The following is an 18531-nucleotide window of genomic DNA, read 5'->3' on the forward strand; positions in this document are numbered from 1 at the left end:
CAAATATTATGTTTAGCTGTGTTATAATATTTATATATTTTCCAGAATATGCTGAATACCGTCCACAAGACGTTTTGGTGTTGATGCCCCGGCCGTAAGGCCTATTTTTTTAATATCCTTAAGGGTTTCGAGTGGGAGTTCGTCAGCAACTTCAACATGTGTACATTTTGTTCCGGCAGTTTCTACAACCTGAACAAGACGGCGGGTATTTCCGCTTATGCGTCCGCCAACAACAATCATATAATCAACTTCACTGGACAGGGTAATTGCTTCATCCTGACGTTGGCGGGTTGCATCACAAATGGTATTTAATGTCACAAAGTCAAGTCCCTTGCTTTCAAGATATTTAATGCTTACCTCGTAAACATTACGGTCCTGAGTTGTTTGCGCTGCAAGGCAATATTTCTTGCTTGGGTCAAGTTTGATGTTTTTAAGTTCTTCAATAGAATCAAAAAGATGAGTGCCGGAGGGAGCATAGCTGAGCAATCCTTTTACCTCTGGATGACTGTCTTCCCCGTAAAGAAGCAGAATACGGTCATCTTCAGTATTCTTTTTTATCAGCAGCTGTGCTTTTTTTACCTTTGGGCATGTAGCATCAATTACACAAACACCTCGTGTACGCAGCTCTTCTTCAACATTTTGCGGAACACCGTGGGCTCTGATTACTACATATGCGTTTTCAGGAACCTGATCAGGGGATTCAGCTGTTATTACTCCTTGTTTCTCATAATCTTCGAGCACTTGTGGATTGTGAATAATTGGACCGAGAATATATATTTTACCATGCTCATTTTTTTCTATGAGGGAATCAAGTTTATTAAGGGCGAGATCCACACCCATGCAGAAACCGGCTGTTTCTGCTCTGATGACTTCAACCATTATTGGGCCTCCTTATTATAGATACGGCCTGATACCGTATTGTTGTTTTGTCAATTTGAATTTAGTTACAGTTCATCTTCTGTTTTGGCAATGCGCCGCGGCGCCTAAAAAAATAGGCAAGCCATTGACCGCGCAAGGGAAGCAGAGTATTTTCCGGAAAAATTTTCAGTTTATAATAAAAAATAATAATTTATATTTGGAGCCTTATAGAAATGAGTTCTAAGATTTTGAAACAATATAAAGAAAGAATTACAGAAGCTTATAAACTTCACCGTAAATATGTAAACCCTCAGTTTGTGCGTGTTCTGGAAGTTATCGGCTATGATCGAAATTATGTTTCAGCTGAAGGCGCTTACCTGACCGATTCCAAGGGCGTTAAAGTTTTGGATTTTCTTTCCGGCTTTGGGGTTTATAACATTGGACGTAATCATCCTCATGTGGCTCAGGTTTTACATGAAGTAATTGACGCAAAAACAGCAAGTCTGGTTCAGATGGATCTTGGCGTACTTTCAGGTATGCTGGCTGAAAAACTTGCTGAGCTTGCTCCGGGTGATCTGGACGCAGTCTTTTTTACAAACTCTGGAACTGAGGGTGTTGAAGGCGCTCTTAAATTTGCCAGACAGGCAAGTGGTAAGCATAAAGTTGTGCATTGTCACCACGCTTTTCACGGACTGACGCTAGGGTCTCTTTCTGTTAATGCAAATAAGGAATTTCGGGATAGAAACACTCCGCTTTTGCCTGATTGCGTTCCTGTTCCGTTTAATGACTTAAAGGCCCTTGAAGATGTTTTTCGCGCCGGTGACGTGGGATCTTTCATCTTTGAAACAGTTCAGGGCAAAGGTGTCTTTGTCCCTGATGATGATTATTTGCAAGGTGTCCGGGATCTCTGTGACCGTTACGGCGTACTCATGATCGCTGATGAAGTTCAGTGCGGTTTAGGGCGTACAGGTAAGATGTTTGCGGTAGATCATTGGGGTGTTAAACCTGATCTTCTGGTTATTTCAAAAGCTCTTTCCGGCGGATTTATTCCTGTTGGAGCAGTCATAACTACCCGTGAGATTCATGGAAAGATTTTTGACTCAATGGAACGCTGCTTTGCTCACTCCAATACTTTCGGTCAAAATGATCTGGCAATGGCTGCCGGTCTTGCTACGTTTGAGATTCTCGAACAGGAAAATCTTGTTGAAAATTCAGCGAAGATGGGCGAACTCATAATTGCCGGATTAGAAAAACTTTCCGAAAAGTATGAAATGCTTACCGAGATTCGCGGGAAGGGCTTAATCATTGGTATGCAGTTTGGTGAGCCCAAATCTATGGCCCTAAAGGCAAGCTGGAAACTGCTTCATAAAATGAATGTGGATCTTTTCTGTCAGATGATTACTATGCCGTTGCTTGAGAAGCATAATATTTTGAGTCAGGTTGCCGGTCATGGACTTGATACGGTTAAGATTCTTCCTCCTCTCATGATTAATGAAGATGATGTTGATAAATTTCTGACTGCTATGGATAGTGCACTTAAGGAAGCGCATAAAATAACCGGATCTGCATGGAAGACGGTGAAAGATCTGGGAGTGCGAACAGCAAAAACATCTTAGTCGCTATTCTCGCAGTGGGTAAAAATCTACTCGCATTAGATTGATTTTTATAGAAGGCAGACTGGACTATGGTTTGCCTTCTTTGCTTTTGTTTTTGTATTTTTAGAAAAGTCCTGTCTTACTATCTGGTTTCAGGCATAACTTAAGTGAATATATTTAACAATCTTCAGATATATTTTATTCGTCTCATTTTGAATATGGTCCGCAGAGCTCCTGTTGCGATTATTATTTGTGGCATTTTGCTGGCGACTGTGAGTGCCGTATCATCAGCGCTGTGGCTCAAACTTGATAGTGATCAGGATAACTTGATTTCTCATGAATTGCCTTTTCAGAAACGCAACATTGAGCAAATTAAAAATTTTGGTGATCAGGAATACATGTTTGTCGTCATCAAGACCGGCGGCACTGAAGAAGGAAAAGATAAAGCTGCAAAATTTGCTACTTCGCTTGCTGCGAAACTTGAATCAAGACCAAAGCTAGTAAAGGAAGTTCATTATGCCATGACCGCCAAAGGTATGGGCCCGGGAGTGCTGATGTTTGCCACTCCTGATCAGATTAAGGACTTTGTCGGTCTTGCTCATGAGTTTGGTCCTTTGGGTAGAAAGTGGTTTGATAATCCTGGTCTGTCTAATTTTTTGAGCATGAGTTCCAATTTAATAAGCGGTAAAGATAGCGTTGGAGGGGCGGCAAATCCAGAAATGTTTGCGCCTGTGATGGGAGCACTCAATTCTTTGATAGGTGAGATGGGAGTCCAGCTTAAAAAAGGCGCTGATCTAGAGACTATAGATGCTCCTGTTTTAGAGCTTGATAAAGCCGGAACGAATTATTTCTTTACCCGCAACGGCAAGCTTTTGATAATGCGAATTTTGCCCAAAAAAGATTTTGGGCAAATGGATGTGATCGGTCCATCACTCAAATTTGTGAGAGCATCCCTTGATGAAACCCGATTGGATTTTCCTGAAGTAGATGCAGGTCTGACTGGCCGGCCTGTTCTTTCCGCCGACGAAATGCATACTACTGATCAGGATATGAGAATTGCTGCGATCATTTCAATAGTAATCGTGGGCTTGCTGTTTATGATCATTCTGCATGGCTGGCTGAGGCCCATACTGGTAATGGGATCTCTTTTTTGTGCAATGTCGTGGACTTTTGGGTTTACCTTGGTCACTCTTGGAAGGCTTAATCTACTTTCCATTGTGTTTGCATTGGTTCTGGTCGGTATCGGGGTTGATTTCGGTATTCATATTGTTCTTCGTTATGTAGAAGCCACCGGTGCTGGCATGACGCCTGATGAAGCCATTGAGGATTCTTTGATTCATACCGGGCCGGGAGTGCTGCTAGGCGCACTCACATCAGTGTGTGCATTTTATGCTGTATTAGGTCAGGACTTTGTAGGGCTTGCTGAACTTGGTTTGGTGGGAGGAACGGGAATTATTTTCTGTTTGATTTCCATGCTGACTATTTTACCCGCTTGTATGCTTATAGCGGGAAGACGTAATTGGTTTCCTTCTTCCCGGCCACGCATGGTCACCATGTCGTTTATGGAAAAAATTATATCTAGTCCGGTCGCTGTGCTGCTTGTTTTTGCAGCCATAACAATCCTCGCATATCCCGGACTTAAAAAGGCAGGATTTAATTATAATTTGCTTGAACTGCAGGCTAAGGGGCTTGAATCTGTTGAGTACGAACACGTACTTATAAATGACTCTGACGAGTCAACATGGTTTGCAGTAATGACCAGACCTGATCTTAAAAGTTTGAAGACTTTGATTTCTAAGCTTAAAAAAGTTTCGTCTATTGGGCGTGTCGATTCTATTCTTGATTTTCTGCCGGAAGACCAGCAGAAAAAAGCTGCTATTTTAAATGCTGAATCTAATATTTTTGACGGTATTAATTTTAAACAGCCTGCTGATTCTCATATTACCGCACCCAGAGTGAAAGATTCTCTCGAGCAGTTGATAGACTCCCTTGAAGGTCTTGAGGAGAAATTATTTTCTGCCGGAGCCAAGTCTGAGTTACAAATGGTTTCAGCGATTATTGAAAAGGCAGATGAATGCATTTCTCTTATAGAAAAAGATCCTGAAAGCGTTACTAATTTGAATTCCCTGCAATCTAGATTGGTAAAAGAACTTTCCGTCTCGTTCGAATGGCTTAAAGAGATTATGTCTGTTCATTCTGTCTCTCCTGATGATCTTCCTGATCATTTACGCTCACTCTATGTGGGCAAAGATGGCAGCTTTATGGTTAAGATTTCGCCTGTTGGTAATGTCTGGGATTTTGAAAAATTGACCAGTTTTGTTGCTGACCTACGGAAGATCGACCCTGAAGTGACCGGAGTTCCTGTTGTAGTGCTTGAGTCATCTAGACTCATGAGAGATACTTTTCTTGAAGCTGCCGGACTGACAATTGGGCTTGTTTCCCTTATTTTATTTTTTACATCATTTAGCATCAGTTATGTTTTGCTAACTCTTGTTCCGCTTGTTGTGGGGCTTTTCTGGTTGTTGGAAGTCATGGGGCTTACCGGACTAAGCTTTAATTTAGCAAATTTCTTTGCTATCCCGATTCTCATTGCCATCGGAGTTGACGGTGGGGTTCATTTTCAAGCTAGGTGGAAAGAACTGTCCAAAGGTGAACGTCTGTATGATACCAGCACCCCCGTTGCTGTAGGGCTTAGTTTTTGCACTACCATGATCGGTTTTGGAGGATTGCTTCTAGCTCACCATCGTGGTCTGGCTTCTCTGGGGGGGATTATGGTGACCGGATCGGCGACCTGTTTAGTGGCGTGTATGGTTGTTTTGCCTGCTGTTTTTATGTTGATTGAAAAAATTAAGGGGAAATGATTAATGTTTAAGAAAGTTTTCTCCATTTTGTTGGTTTTTGCACTGTCCATGGCAACATCTGTTTCTGCTAAAGGGCGGTATGATTTTGTAATAATTCAGCCCGGGCAACCTGGTACAACTGTTGAAGCGCAGCCTGTAATGGATTCATTAGCGAAATATTTGTCTGCAAAGCTTGGTTGCGAGGTTAGTGGAGTATATTTTAACGAGCTGGATCAGGCTCTTAAATATCTCGACAAGAACAAACCAGCATGGGGGATAACCGGGCTGACATTCTTTAAAAGTTATGATGCAAAATTTAAGATGCATCCGGTGGCATCTACTATGCCGCAAGGTCTGGATAAGGATGTCTGGCGGTTGATTATTCCTAAGGACGGTCCAGCTACGGTTAATGAAATCAAAGGAACCGTTTATGGCTCTATGCTTTATACCCCGGAAGCCGGGAAAATTTTATCAGGCAATAATGAGAAATTAAATTTTCCTCTGGAAGGAACTCATGCGGCTCTGCGTATGCTTCGTAAGGTGAATAAAGGGCGTATTGCAGGTGTTTGTCTTGATGCTACTCAATATTCAGTTATTAAAGACTCTAATCGATATGCCAATACTAAAGTTATTTTTGAGTCTGCAAAGTTGCCGAATAGTCCTGTTGTCTGGTTTGGTGATACAACTGATGATGCTCTTAGACTGCAGGCTGTTTTGCTGGATATGAAAAAAGATCCTGCAGCGGCTGATCTGCTTAAGCTTCTTCAGACTGACGGGTTTAATCCTGCTGACGGAGGCTTGGAATAATGGTTATGTTCAGACTTTTTCTTACATTTTTATTCATTACTATTTGTGGATGTTCAGCAGCAAGTCATAATAGTGTGCCACTTATGCAATATGATTCCGGTGAAGTGATGCTCTGGAAGCCGTGTAGTCGGTCTCAAGCAGAGGTTCTTGCTGGCAGTACTGAAAGGAAAGACATTCTGGAATCGGGGGCTTGTTCGGCATGGCTTCTTGAAAGCGGCACTGTTAAATCTGCTGATTATGCAAAAACGTCTCAGCAGACTATGAAAAAATATTTGGATAAAAATCCACAATCAGGCATAGGACACTATCTTTTGGCTTATTTAGTTGCTAAAGAGGCACAGCTTGCTCCTATGCGTGGACTTGACCTTGTGCCTGTAGTGGAGCATGAAGCACTCCTTGCGTCACGACTTTCTCCGGAAGTCGATTTCGCAGGGCCTGATCGTATGCTCGGCGAGCTCTATCTCAAAGCTCCATCACCCCCTCTAAGTATAGGGAATATGGATAATGCTTTGAAATATTATGATAAGGCTGTGAAAGTTGCACCTGATTTTGCTTTGAATCATCTTGGATATGCTGCTGCATTGCTTGAAGATGATGAAAAAGATCAAGCTTGTGTGCAATATAAGATGGCTTTAAAAAGTAAAAGTTTTGATGAGAAAATATTAAATATTGATACCTATGCAAAGCTGCCCAAAGTTTGCCAGTAAGCATATATCATTTAAAAATAAACCCGCTACGATTTAGGCGGAAATGAGGTTGGAACCTTGGCAATTCCTGCAATTCAGATAGCTAGACTCGGTAAATACATTCTTACTCAGACCATTAAAGGCAATAAACACTATCCGTTGGTGCTCATGCTTGAGCCTCTTTTTCAGTGCAACCTGCGTTGTAAGGGCTGCGGTAAAGTTAATCAGCCAGCACATATTCTCAATCAGCGACTTTCCGTTGATGAGTGCGTTGCTGCTGTTGAAGAATGCGGCGCTCCTATCGTATCCATTCCCGGCGGCGAGCCGCTGCTGCATCCTGATATGCCAACTATCGTAAAAGAGCTGACCAAGCGTAAAAAATTTGTATATCTGTGCACCAACGGAATTCTTATTCCTGAACGCATCAACGAATTCAAACCAAGCCCATACCTGACTTTCAATCTGCACCTTGATGGGCAGGAAGAAGTTCATGACCGTATTGTCTGCAAGCAGGGTGTTTTCCAGTCTGCAGTGAGAGCAATTAAACTGCTCAAATCCAAGGGCTTTCGTGTTAATACAAACACAACTCTTTTTGGTGGACAGACTGCTGAGAAGGCCGCTGAATTTTTTGATTTTCTCATGAGTCTTAATGTAGATGGCATGACACTTTCTGCAGCATTCAGTTACGAAGCAGCTGAAGATCAGGACAGCTTTCTGACCCGTCAGCAGAGTCAGAAGCTTTTTCGTGAAATTTTCAAGATCGGTAAAAACAAAAAGTGGGACTTTAGCCATAGTAGTTTTTATCTTGATTTTCTTGCCGGTAATCAGGATTATAAATGCTCTCCATGGGGTAATCCCTGCCGTTCAGTCCATGGCTGGCAGCGTCCTTGCTACCTGCTGGAAGATGGTTTCGTTTCTTCTTATAAAGAACTTATGGAAGAGACTGAATGGGATAAATTCGGTGTAGGCAATGATCCTCGTTGTGCCAACTGCATGGTGCATTGTGGATTTGAACCGACAGCTGTTGCCGACTCAGTAAAGCGTCCCATCAAGGGTGCAATGCTTGCACTTAAGGGTGTAAAAGTTGATTAATTGAATTTGATGCGTTTTGCGCTGTTGATAAATTATTCCGCGATAGGTGCTAGAAGAGAGATTCTTTTTTAGTCTTCTTAGCCGGTTTAAGCTAAAAAGCATAAGGCCTGTTGGAATATCCAGCAGGCCTTTTCATTTGGAAGTTAAGAGTGTTTTACAGAATATTGCTGAGCGCTTTTAAAGCTTTTGAATAATCCATTCCCATTGGGATCAATTCTAAAATCAGAGTCGGGCGCTTGAGAATTGCTATCAGGATTGGCTTAAGGCTTGTTTTTCCAGTCTCATCAACTCCTGACATTGATTCAATTGGTATTTTGCGGGTTGAGTCGTCACTGACAGCACGAATACATGCAAAAGGAATTTTTGATGCACGGGCAGTCCTTGCTACAGCAATGCTTTCCATGTCAACTGCCAAAGCTCCCGTGCGGTCATGCATTAAAACTTTATCATCAGGAGTTAGAACTGGTTTTTCAGCGGTGATTAAACGGCCACACTGTATGTCTCCACAGGTAGGAAGCAGTTCACTTCGTCCTTTAGCATCTTCATCATTTTCATGCCATGGAGCATAGTCCGCAATATCAGAATGTATAGTTGTGGCTGTCACGATTGTTCCGGCCTGAAGTCCCGGAGCAAGTCCACCTGACACTCCAATACTGAGTATCAGATCGGGGTTTTCAGCGCACATTAATTGTGATGCTTTGGCTGCTCTTTCAGTTCCAATTCCTGAAATAATACATTTATATTTGATACCGTTTTTCAGCGAACCGGAAAGAGTTTTAAATTCTGCAAGCTGACCTTGCTTTCCAGCATGGCAGACAGCATCGGCTTCCTGTTCCATTGCCACAACTATGGCGATATTTTTTATTGTCATGCCTTGAAGATAAACCAGATATGCCTACTGGTAAACATTTTAGAGTCCTGTATGAAAAAAGGGTAGAAACGCTTGAATAAGCGTCTACCCTTTCTACTTTGCTATTTCAGATACTCAGGTCCTGCCTGAGTAATGTTATTTTGAGCAGCAACTGCCCCCGGACTTTTTCTTTTCGTCTTTTTCTTCATCGTCATTGCTGAAGCTTTTAAGTCCTTCAGCAAGGTTTACCAGTCTGGCATCCACTTTGCCATATATTGAATCTTCAGGGTATCTGCCTTCGGAATTTTTAATTCCTGCGTCAATACCGGTCAGTATTTCGATACCTTGTGAGATGTTTTCAACTGACCAGATATGGAATTTACCCTCTTGTACTGCCTCAATAACATCTTTGTGCAGCATGAGATCTTTTACGTTCGGTTCAGGGATCATTACTCCTTGTTTTCCGGTCAGTCCGGCGTGCTTGCAGCAGAGATAAAAACCTTCAATTTTTTGGTTAACACCACCTATAGGCTGGACCTCTCCTTTCTGATTAACTGAACCTGTTACGGCAATATCCTGTCTGATAGGTACGTCCGCAAGACTTGAAAGCAGGGCGTACAATTCAGTAGATGAAGCCGAGTCTCCGTCAATTCCACCATAGGACTGCTCGAATGCAATACTTGCAGTTAATGAAAGTGGTTTTTCCTGTGCAAAAAGGTTACGCAGGAATCCGGACAGGATAAATATTCCCTTGTTATGTGTTGGCCCGGACATGTCTGCTTCACGCTCAATGTTGATAATTCCGCCTTTTCCCATTGCCGTTACTGCAGTTATACGAGAGGGCTTGCCAAAAGAGTAATCTCCGAGAGAGTATACAGCAAGCCCGTTAACCTGTCCGGTAACTGCTCCATCAGTATCAACGTACAAAGATCCTCTATCTATCATTTCCTGCAAACGTTCTTCGACTTGGTTTGAGCGTTTGATATGTGCGTTGATAGCTTCATCAACGTGTTTCTCTTCTACGCTGCCTGAACCGTTCCGCCCAGCGAAGTAGCTTGCTTCACCAAGCAGATCTGCAATATGAGGAAATGCTGTAGATATTTTTTCCTGACGCCCTGACATACGAACGGCCTGTTCAACTATTGCTGCGACACCGGAACGGTGAAAGGGCATGAGTTTTTCTTTTTTTACGATTCTGCTGATGAAATTGGATACTGCTGTGATGGCTTCCAAATTCAGATCCATTGAAGTTTCAAAGTCTGCACGGACTTTAAAGATTCTTGGAACGTCGGGGTCATAATGACGTAGAAGTTGATAAAGTCGAGGATCTCCTAAAACAACAACTTTCACTTGCATTTCAATAGGCTCAGGTTTGAGTCCCGTTGCTGAAATGAAATAATAAGGATCAAAGGTCTCAATTTCTATTTTTTCGGTCTTAAGGGATCGTTTAAGTGTGGACCATACTCCGGGCTCTACAATAGCATCAAGAAGGTTGATAACCAGATATCCGCCGTTCGCTTTGATAAATGATCCCGCTTTAATTTTGGTGAAGTCGGTGCGCCAGCCCCCGTGTCGGTCCATTACTCTCTCAATAGAGCCAAACAGGTTGCGATATGTCGGGTAAGCCTCAAAGTGAACTGGAGGCCCTGACTGTTCAGAGTTATCCACCAGCAAATTTACCTGATATGGGTGGAGGATAGCATCTGCTTGTGGGGGCATGAACATCATACCACCTTCACCCGGTTGAGGCTTCCTTCCTATCATGCGCAATGAATCAAGGTTGTCCGACATATTTTCGAGCATTGCTTCGAAGTATTTGACTATTTTTTTATAGGTATATTTCTCCTGCAAGGGATTAATTAATTCCTGTGCAAGGGTAATAAACATAAGTTTGTCCACGTCATCACTCTTTTTCTTTACTTCCTTTTGAAGCTTACGAACTTGTGCGAGGATGGTATCGACTTCTTCTTTAAGTTCTTTTTGTTTTTTTTTCAGTCTTTCAAATTCTTCACGTGGGAAGCGTCCTTTTTCCACTTTTTCTTCAAGCTGGATTAAGCGGATAGGTTCTCCATCAACCAGCGGCACAACATCCGGGCGTTGAAAATGTCCCATCTGCATATTGACGATTACCAGACCTGAGTCTTTAACTTTATCTTCAATGCCTTGAAAGAAATCACGTGTCTGCTTTTCATGCATTTCAATAATTTCATTCTTTCGTGCTATATACTCCTGACTTTCAAAAAGTTGAGGGATCTCTCGTTTGATACCTTCTAAAAAATCGTGAATGTCTTTTTTAAAAATAACCCCTTCGCCTGCAGGCATGTGGATCAGAATGGGGGATTCACTTGATTTGAAATTATTTACGTAAAGAAGGTCATCAGGGGTATTGTCAGACTTGGATAGGTCCTTGAGCATTTTTTTTACTGTGGCCTGTTTACCTGTTCCTGCCGGTCCCGTTACAAATATATTATACCCTTTGAGAGGCATACCCATTCCGAAACGGAATGCTTCAACTCCTCGACACTGACCGATAATCTCGTTCTCCGGTGTCAAATCGTCAGTTGTAGTAAAAGGGAGTTCTTCAGGGTCAAGAGTCCATCTGAGTTTTTCTATAGGCAGTTCTTTTTCTTTCAGAAGTGTAGTCATGGCAGTCTCCGGTCCACGGATTATTCAGCATTGATTGAAATAATTGTTTCTGGCTTGATGACGCATTTGAATAGGATTATTTTGAGCACACCGTCTTTAAATGTTGCTTTCACATTTTCAGGGTCAACCCGGCAGGGAAGAGGGATTGTTTCTTTGAAGTGACTAGTTCTTCTACCTCCTTCAAAGGTTACATTTTTTTCTCCAGAAATTGTCATACTGGTTTCTGCAACTGAGACTTCGAGGTCTTCAGCTTGAAATCCGGGCATAGTTGTTGACACTTCCAGTGACTGTTCAATCTCCTGCATATTTGTTTTGGGTTTACAATCTATGATTCCGCATACAGAAGGGATGCCGTAATCATGGCAAAGGCTGTTAAAAAGCCTGTCCATATCAATTTTTAATTTTTCAAGTTCCCGGCTTCCCCATGATGTTAGGTTAGGCATTTTCAGTCTCCTTTTAAAACAGATGGGAATATGAATTAAGTACAAGTTATCACATGGTGAAAAACATTAGCAACCGCTTTGCATTAAAAAAGATGTGTATTTGTATTGATAATAACCGAAATATTTAAGTCTAATTTATGCTTAATAATTAAAAATCCTCACAAATTTGCAAAAAAGATCTTTTAAGTTTTGTTTTGGTACTGTTAGAGTCTTGCAACTTGGCGATTCATAAGCTATTTGGATCAACGCTTCAGGTTTTTGCATGGCATCATGTAAGTGTTTCTTTTTAGAGGGCGCAAAACATGACAAGTCTATTTATCAATTTTTTGAGGAGTGACACATGAAAAGGGTATTATTAGTTCTCATGGTTGCAATGATGCTGGCATTTGCAACATCAGCTATGGCAGATGATGGTTCATGGAATAAAATTGAAAAAGCAGGACAGCTCAGAATCGGGCTTGATGATGCTTTCCCTCCAATGGGTTTTCGTAAAGATGACGGAACTCTCGTAGGTTTTGATGTTGATGCTGCTGAAGAAGTTGGAAAACGTCTTGGTATCAAAATTGTCTGGGTACCTACTGCATGGGATGGTGTCATCCACTCTCTTAATTCCGATAAGTTTGATTGTATCTGGAACGGTATGACCATAACTCCTGAGCGTCAGAAAGAAGTTCTGTTCAGCAAGCCTTATATTATGGATGGACAGATTGCTGTTGTTGCCATGGGTAACAAAGAAATCAAGTCCCACAAAGATCTCGGCGGAAAAGTTGTAGGTGTTCAGAAAGGATCACCTGCTCTTGAAGCTGCTAAAGAGCTTAAGCCTGCTGCAAAAGAAGTTCGCGAATATGACACCAACCCCAAGGCTTTTCTTGACCTTGAGTCCGGTCGTCTTTCCGCAGTTGTAATTGATAATATTTCCGGCCGCTATTTCATGTCTGCACGTCCAGGCAAGTATCTTGCTCTGCCCGGTTACATAACCACTGAACCTTTCGGTGTTGCTTTCCGCCAGAACGATAAATCTTTGCTTGCTAAAGTTCAGAAGACCATCGATGAAATGATCGCTGACGGCACAATGGGTAAAATCTCCCGTAAGTGGTTCGGTGAAGATGTCACTAACCCAGCTAAATGGTAAGGTATGACTAGTATATTAAATAAACTCGGAAAGAGCGGGGCAGTTGCCTCGCTCTTTCTGCTGTTTGTCCTTCTTATTTTTCCGGTAGCATCACATGCTGGAGAAAAGTCTGATGTAATCTTGAAGCAGGCCGGAGATGCCCTTGCTACTGGAAAGATTGATCAGGCTCAGTCTTTGTTCGAGCAGATTCCAACTCCCGGTCCCGAAGGGGATGACGGGGAATTTGTTTATTCCCGCATGCAGCTTGCACGTATAAGTTTCTCCATGAAAGACATGGGCAAAGCGCGTCAGTTCGCTGAGCAGATCATTGCGGTATATCCTGATAATGCTGAGGCACAAAATTTCATCGCATCCGTGGACAGAGAAAGTAAACCCGAGTGGCGTAAGGTCCTTGATGACTGTATCCGCTTTTTACCATCTCTGCTGAAGGGTGCATCCATGACCCTGCTGCTGGTTTTTGTAACCATGATAGTTTCGCCTATCGGTGGGCTTTTTATTGCACTGGGCAGAATCGGTAAAACACAACCTTTTTCGGGAATCAGCTGGTTCATTATCTGGTTTTTTCGGGGAACCCCTCTTTTGCTGCAGTTGTTTTTTATCTATTATGGACTGCCGGCATTGGGTATTACTCTGTCTCCTCTGGCTGCTGCGCTCATCGGTTTAGGTATAAATTACTCAGCCTATCTGGCTGAAATCATCAGAGCTGGAATTTTGTCTATTGAAGACGGGCAGACCGAAGCTGCAAAAGCATTGGGTATGACATATTCACAGACTATGCGCAGAGTCATTATTCCACAGACTTACAAGCGTATTATTCCGCCATTTGCCAATGAATTTATTGCGCTCATTAAAGATACTGCACTTGTTTCAACTATTGCCATGGTTGAACTTATGCGTGCAGCAGATCAAATGTTCAACGCATATTTCAACGTGACCGTGCTTGTTTTTGCAGCAGTTATTTATCTTATTTTTACGACTATGTTCACTTTCTTCTTTGAGAAGATTGAATATAAGGTCGGAGTATATGAAAGGCGCTAAATGGAAACCATTTTAGAATTAAAACAGGTCGTCAAGACTTTCGGAAAGCTCGTAGCGGTTAATCATATTGATCTCAAAATTGCACGAGGCGAGAAAGTCGTAATTGTTGGTCCCAGTGGTTCTGGGAAGTCAACTTTGCTGCGTACTATGAATTTTTTGGAAACCATTGATTCCGGTGAGCTCTTTTTCGAGGGTGAACTCTGTGGTTATACATATACTGATGGTAATCCTGTACTGGATTCCCAGAAGAACCTTTGCGCTTTACGCTCTGAAATAGGCATGGTTTTTCAGCAATTTAACCTCTTCCCGCATATGACAGTTCTACAGAATGTTATGGAAGGGCAGGTCACTGTGTTGAAGAAGAGCAAAGCTGAAGCCCGCGAAACAGCGCTTCAGATGCTTGAAAAAGTAGGACTTTCAGATCGATCGACTGTTTTTCCGGTAACATTGTCCGGTGGCCAGAAGCAGCGTGTTGCCATTGCCAGAGCTTTGGCAATGAAGCCTAAGATGATGCTCTTTGATGAACCTACATCGGCTCTGGACCCTGAACTTGTCGGAGAAGTTTTTGATACTATTCGGTCACTTGCCGATGACGGTATGACCATGGTTATCGTAACTCATAATATGGGGTTTGCCCGTGAAGTTGCTGATACTGTAATTTTTATGGAATCAGGTGATTTTATTGCGAAAGGAACTCCTGCTGAGTTCTTTTCCGCTGACACTCAGCATCCCCGTATTAAAGAATTCATGGATAAGTTACTGTAAGTGATATCTTACTGAACTATACGAGGCATCCGTGAGAAATCATGGGTGCCTTTTCTTTTGTGTTGAAATCTTGAAGTTTCTTCATCACTAATCTAATGTAGTGTCTAATGCATAAAATAATATCTGAATTTTATAGAATTTTTATCAGGCCGATTGACCCTGGCTTGTTTATTACTAAGTACGCGTTGAAATCTATTGCAGCATGCGCAGTATCTCTTGGGCTGGCCTATTTAATGGGCATGAGTGGTAAGCACATGCAGTGGTGCGGTTATGGTTCTGTTGCGCTTGTGCTTTTCAGAGCTGGGAGTACGCTTGCAAAGCGCAAGATTGTAGCGGTTATTCTTGGATTACTTCTTATCTGTTTGGTTCCTGTTTCAACCTTTATTGGCAATTATACATTTGCACTTGAGATTTATCTTTTCTTATTAGCCTTTGGTGTTTTCTTCGCTCCAGTTCTGGGAGTGGCTGCAGGTACTGTCGGGTTAGGAACACTTATCGTTAATTTACTGGCATTGACTTCACCGGATACTTTTATAGCAGGATTGCAAAGGTCTGGAGCGATTTTTTTTGGAGCATCGGTTGTATATATTTTTATTTTCCATTTGTGGCCTCTGAGACCTGAAAAAATTTTGAATCGTGCCGGTTCTGTCGCACTAACGGATATAGGTGATTATTTTCGTGCTGTGGCGTCATCCGGCGGGAGTCATAAAGATTTGCAACAGTTGGCTGAGATTCATGAGCGTACAGTTGAGTCTGTCAGACGGTACAGGGGATTTATGGAAGCTATGAATGTTGATCCTGTTAAAGATCTTGGTAGCTATGAGGGACCGTCAGCTTTGTATGCTCTCCTTGTCCGTATGATTGAAGCAGTTGTCGGACTTTCAAATAGCCGCCAGTTTGCGGATCATAGTGCTGTTTTTTCTGACATGCGTTTTATATTCAGTGATATTGCTGGTAAAAGCTCAGTTGCATTTGATGTTCTTGCTGCAAAACTTTCTACAGGAAAAGGCGATGTAAATCTGAAGGAAATAGATGACGGAATTGCGGATTTAGAATCAAGATTACTGCGTCTTGGAGCCTATAAGCGTGATGATGGGTTGCGAGATGAGTTTCTCGAAGCCTGGGGAGCTATTTATGGCTTACGTAATCTAAGTCTTGAGTTTGCAGAAATGAATAAACTTTGCTGTTCCGGAGGTGCTTGCAGTGTTCGCTGATGTTCTAAGCACCATCAAAAAAGAATTTCGTTGGAATTCAGTATCGTTCAGACATGCTTTTAAAGCTGCTGCAGCAATAACTTTTGCGATTGTCGCAGCAAGGTTCCTTGGTCTACGCCATGCTGTCTGGCTTCCGATCAGTGTAATAGTCATTATGCGTCCTTCAGTTGGAGGGACATTGAGAATCGGTTGGAAACGGTTATGGGGAACTGTTCTAGGTGCAGCGCTTGGAGTATGCATTCTGTTTTTAGATCCTGGAGCGGGAGTGCTGTACGGGCTGATAGCGCTATCTTTTTTTCTTATGATTTTATTGAGGGTGTTTAACTACACTGCTTTTTCGTGTTGCCTGACCCTTGGTGTAATTTTATTGCTGGGCATACTTTTTACTGATGGCTGGCAATTCGGTGTAGAACGTATACTCGATACCTTGCTTGGAGTGGCAATTGGAATTGCTGCGTCATTTGGAGTGTGGCCTAATCTGGCTCGCAAGAATTTGCGTAAAAAAATGGCTATGCTGTTAGAATTACAAAGTGTTCATTTTAAAAAACTTGCTGAATCATATTTATATGGCGGGGTAAGTGAACCTGAACTTGTAAAGAGTCGTATTAAGGCATCACAGATGCTGGATACATGTTCTGAGTCTTTTCGTGAGGCAGCGGCTGAGCCGGGATTGCAAGGGTGGCAGCGCGATTCTTTGACACGGCTTCATAGAACCTTTAGCCGTATGCATAGTCTGCTTATGACTATGTCTACGATTATTCGTAGAGGTTATGGAGGACCTCTTCCTTCTATCACTGATGGAATGAAAAATATTTTAGCAGATGCAGCTGATTATTATGCATGGCTTGAGTGCTATGCTTTAACCCCTGAGGAATGTCCACCTGAGCCAGATTTTGATCTGGCTATTGCTAATTTTATGTCAGCGGTTGGCGATGCTCGTGTGCGGGGTGACTTTGAAGCTGTTCCCATGGAACGTCGTAACAATATTTCGGCGTTTATATGGAACATCCGTGCTCTTGGAGGAGAAATTGCCCGTGCCGGCCGTCGTATGCATGAGCTTCGTTATGGACGGGAATAGATTTATATGCTTTTAAAATTTTATGTAAATATGATATTCAATGAATTAGGCTATGCTACTGATTGAGTTGTCTTGTTTTCTGTATAAATTTTCAGCTAAAAGGAAGGAACATGATGCTTGATGAAAGCACTCCATATACTTTTGATCGCGTGGTGCGATTGGTGCTTGGAGCTGGATTCATTTGGATAAGTGTTCTGCTCTTGAGAACGCTTAGTGATGTGCTTGCACCGTTTGCCGTTGCACTTGCTTTGGCTTACCTGCTCAACCCACTGGTTAATTTTACAGGAAAATTTATTAAAAATCGCACGGCCGCAGTTATTTTAACATTGCTTGTGCTGCTGATTCCAGCAGTCAAATTATTCTGGTTGGCCATACGTATGATAGGTTCCGAGCTTAAGCATACCGGATTGTTATTGGCTAAACTTGTCAATGATTCTACTGTTGCTCATAGGGCGGCTGACTATATTCCTGAAGATATCTGGCATACAGTACTGGAGCTTGCCAAGCAGGATGATGTACGCTCTTTTTTAAGTGAATCTGGATTGACACACCTGCTGCAGGTATCAGCTCAAAAAGCTCTGCCGGGAATATGGAATCTTGTCAGCGGATCAGCTCAGACTCTTGCCGCTTTAGCCGGAATATTTGTTATTATTCTATATCTGGTATTTATTCTTGCTGACTATGATAAATTAGCCAACTGGAGGAAACAGATACCAGCTAAATATCGGGTACAGTTAAGTTCTCTGGTTGATGAGTTTACAAATGTAACTAATCGGTATTTTCGCACTCAGGCCTTAATTGCACTTATTATAGGTTGTCTTTTTTCTACTGGATTTCTGATTATTCAATTACCTCTGGCTATTATGTTGGGCATGCTTATAGGGTTGCTTAATATGGTTCCATATTTACAGATAGCCGGACTGATTCCAGCATTTCTGTTGGCAGGCATCAGTGCTTTGGCAACGGGTGGTAATATGTTGTATGCGCTTGGAGGAGTCGGAATTGTTTTCGCTGTTGTGCAGATCATTCAGGACGCAGTTCTGGTTCCAAGACTGCAAGGTGAGAGTCTAGGGCTGTCACCATGGATGATTCTTTTGTCTTTATCTATTTGGGGCAAACTACTTGGATTTCTTGGATTGGTTATGGCATTACCACTAAGCTGTATGGCTTTAGCTCTCTACAGACAGTATATGATAAATCCGGGTGAAGTGGGAGAAGTTGTGGAGACCAGTGACAGTGCTTGAAAAAGCAAAAAGGGGTTACAGTTTTAACCGTAACCCCTTAAAATATCTGGTCGGGATAGCAGGATTTGAACCTGCGGTCTCTGCGTCCCGAACGCAGCGCTCTACCAGGCTGAGCCACATCCCGTCATGTGGGAGGGTAATTATCTAATGATTATTGTAATGGCAAGAAAAAAATGAACTAAAAAAATAATTTCAAAAAGATGAACAATATTTTTTTTATGTTCTTGCAGATATGGTTTCTGT

15 protein-coding genes and 1 tRNA gene are annotated in these 18531 nt (G+C 42.2%); 11 read left to right on the forward strand and 5 right to left on the reverse strand.

Annotated elements, in window-relative coordinates:
• Positions 1-30: 30 nt before the first annotated feature.
• Positions 31-879, reverse strand: coding sequence for a 4-hydroxy-3-methylbut-2-enyl diphosphate reductase (ispH, locus tag H589_RS0100390; RefSeq protein ID WP_027720191.1), 849 nt, complete (start codon positions 877-879; stop codon positions 31-33).
• Positions 880-1091: 212 nt separating this feature from the next.
• Between ispH and H589_RS0100395 the strand changes: the two genes are divergently transcribed.
• From H589_RS0100395 to hpnH, 5 genes are all read left to right on the forward strand, one after another.
• Positions 1092-2474: an aspartate aminotransferase family protein gene (locus H589_RS0100395; protein WP_027720192.1), complete on the forward strand. Its 1383-nt coding sequence runs from the start codon at positions 1092-1094 to the stop codon at positions 2472-2474.
• Positions 2475-2620: 146 nt separating this feature from the next.
• Positions 2621-5314 carry an MMPL family transporter gene (locus H589_RS0100400; protein WP_027720193.1) on the forward strand — a complete coding sequence of 898 codons (2694 nt, stop codon included), beginning with the start codon at positions 2621-2623 and terminating at the stop codon, positions 5312-5314.
• 3 nt (positions 5315-5317) lie between these two features.
• Positions 5318-6100 (forward strand): PhnD/SsuA/transferrin family substrate-binding protein, encoded by a 783-nt coding sequence (locus H589_RS0100405; protein WP_027720194.1) that lies wholly within the window; start codon positions 5318-5320, stop codon positions 6098-6100.
• Positions 6100-6807 carry a tetratricopeptide repeat protein gene (locus H589_RS0100410; RefSeq protein ID WP_027720195.1) on the forward strand — a complete coding sequence of 236 codons (708 nt, stop codon included), beginning with the start codon at positions 6100-6102 and terminating at the stop codon, positions 6805-6807. Before H589_RS0100405 ends, H589_RS0100410 begins: the two co-directional genes overlap by 1 nt.
• Positions 6808-6864: 57 nt before the next feature.
• Positions 6865-7878, forward strand: coding sequence for an adenosyl-hopene transferase HpnH (hpnH, locus tag H589_RS0100415; protein ID WP_027720196.1), 1014 nt, complete (start codon positions 6865-6867; stop codon positions 7876-7878).
• 154 nt (positions 7879-8032) lie between these two features.
• On the opposite strand, the gene H589_RS0100420 is transcribed toward hpnH, so the two are convergent.
• From H589_RS0100420 to H589_RS0100430, 3 genes are all read right to left on the reverse strand, one after another.
• A complete protein-coding gene (locus tag H589_RS0100420) occupies positions 8033-8749 on the reverse strand; it encodes a phosphorylase family protein (protein WP_027720197.1) in 717 nt (238 codons plus the stop codon).
• 135 nt (positions 8750-8884) lie between these two features.
• Positions 8885-11374, reverse strand: coding sequence for a Lon protease family protein (locus H589_RS0100425; RefSeq protein WP_027720198.1), 2490 nt, complete (start codon positions 11372-11374; stop codon positions 8885-8887).
• 20 nt (positions 11375-11394) lie between these two features.
• A complete protein-coding gene (locus H589_RS0100430) occupies positions 11395-11817 on the reverse strand; it encodes an Hsp20/alpha crystallin family protein (protein WP_027720199.1) in 423 nt (140 codons plus the stop codon).
• A gap of 340 nt (positions 11818-12157) precedes the next feature.
• Between H589_RS0100430 and H589_RS0100435 the strand changes: the two genes are divergently transcribed.
• The 6 genes from H589_RS0100435 (at position 12158) to H589_RS0100460 (ending at position 18288) form a co-directional block, all read left to right on the forward strand.
• Entirely contained in the window at positions 12158-12949 is a 792-nt protein-coding gene (locus H589_RS0100435; RefSeq protein WP_027720200.1) for an amino acid ABC transporter substrate-binding protein, read from the forward strand.
• A 3-nt stretch (positions 12950-12952) separates the two neighbouring features.
• On the forward strand, positions 12953-13987 hold the full coding sequence (locus tag H589_RS0100440; RefSeq protein WP_027720201.1) for an amino acid ABC transporter permease: 1035 nt from the start codon (positions 12953-12955) through the stop codon (positions 13985-13987).
• Entirely contained in the window at positions 13988-14752 is a 765-nt protein-coding gene (locus tag H589_RS0100445; RefSeq protein ID WP_027720202.1) for an amino acid ABC transporter ATP-binding protein, read from the forward strand.
• Positions 14753-14859: 107 nt separating this feature from the next.
• Positions 14860-15966, forward strand: coding sequence for an FUSC family protein (locus H589_RS0100450; RefSeq protein WP_027720203.1), 1107 nt, complete (start codon positions 14860-14862; stop codon positions 15964-15966).
• A complete protein-coding gene (locus tag H589_RS0100455) occupies positions 15956-17044 on the forward strand; it encodes an FUSC family protein (RefSeq protein WP_027720204.1) in 1089 nt (362 codons plus the stop codon). The genes H589_RS0100450 and H589_RS0100455 overlap by 11 nt, the downstream gene beginning before the upstream one ends.
• Positions 17045-17154: 110 nt before the next feature.
• Positions 17155-18288 (forward strand): AI-2E family transporter, encoded by a 1134-nt coding sequence (locus tag H589_RS0100460; protein WP_027720205.1) that lies wholly within the window; start codon positions 17155-17157, stop codon positions 18286-18288.
• 47 nt (positions 18289-18335) lie between these two features.
• Here the strand turns inward: H589_RS0100460 and H589_RS0100465 are convergent.
• Positions 18336-18412 (reverse strand) — tRNA-Pro (locus H589_RS0100465).
• Between the last annotated feature and the right edge of the window lie 119 nt (positions 18413-18531).

It is taken from the genome of Maridesulfovibrio zosterae DSM 11974 (genome assembly GCF_000425265.1).
Lineage (GTDB): Bacteria > Desulfobacterota > Desulfovibrionia > Desulfovibrionales > Desulfovibrionaceae > Maridesulfovibrio > Maridesulfovibrio zosterae.

What these genes read in the sequence shown, in the direction of transcription:
- H589_RS0100425 (WP_027720198.1), bottom strand. Translation starts at nt 11,374, where the DNA reads ATGACTACACTTCTGAAAGAAAAAGAACTGCCTATAGAAAAACTCAGA.
- H589_RS0100440 (WP_027720201.1), top strand. Translation starts at nt 12,953, where the DNA reads ATGACTAGTATATTAAATAAACTCGGAAAGAGCGGGGCAGTTGCCTCG.
- ispH (WP_027720191.1), bottom strand. Translation starts at nt 879, where the DNA reads ATGGTTGAAGTCATCAGAGCAGAAACAGCCGGTTTCTGCATGGGTGTG.
- H589_RS0100460 (WP_027720205.1), top strand. Translation starts at nt 17,155, where the DNA reads ATGATGCTTGATGAAAGCACTCCATATACTTTTGATCGCGTGGTGCGA.
- H589_RS0100450 (WP_027720203.1), top strand. Translation starts at nt 14,860, where the DNA reads ATGCATAAAATAATATCTGAATTTTATAGAATTTTTATCAGGCCGATT.
- H589_RS0100405 (WP_027720194.1), top strand. Translation starts at nt 5,318, where the DNA reads ATGTTTAAGAAAGTTTTCTCCATTTTGTTGGTTTTTGCACTGTCCATG.
- H589_RS0100410 (WP_027720195.1), top strand. Translation starts at nt 6,100, where the DNA reads ATGGTTATGTTCAGACTTTTTCTTACATTTTTATTCATTACTATTTGT.
- H589_RS0100430 (WP_027720199.1), bottom strand. Translation starts at nt 11,817, where the DNA reads ATGCCTAACCTAACATCATGGGGAAGCCGGGAACTTGAAAAATTAAAA.
- H589_RS0100420 (WP_027720197.1), bottom strand. Translation starts at nt 8,749, where the DNA reads ATGACAATAAAAAATATCGCCATAGTTGTGGCAATGGAACAGGAAGCC.
- H589_RS0100435 (WP_027720200.1), top strand. Translation starts at nt 12,158, where the DNA reads ATGAAAAGGGTATTATTAGTTCTCATGGTTGCAATGATGCTGGCATTT.
- H589_RS0100445 (WP_027720202.1), top strand. Translation starts at nt 13,988, where the DNA reads ATGGAAACCATTTTAGAATTAAAACAGGTCGTCAAGACTTTCGGAAAG.
- H589_RS0100395 (WP_027720192.1), top strand. Translation starts at nt 1,092, where the DNA reads ATGAGTTCTAAGATTTTGAAACAATATAAAGAAAGAATTACAGAAGCT.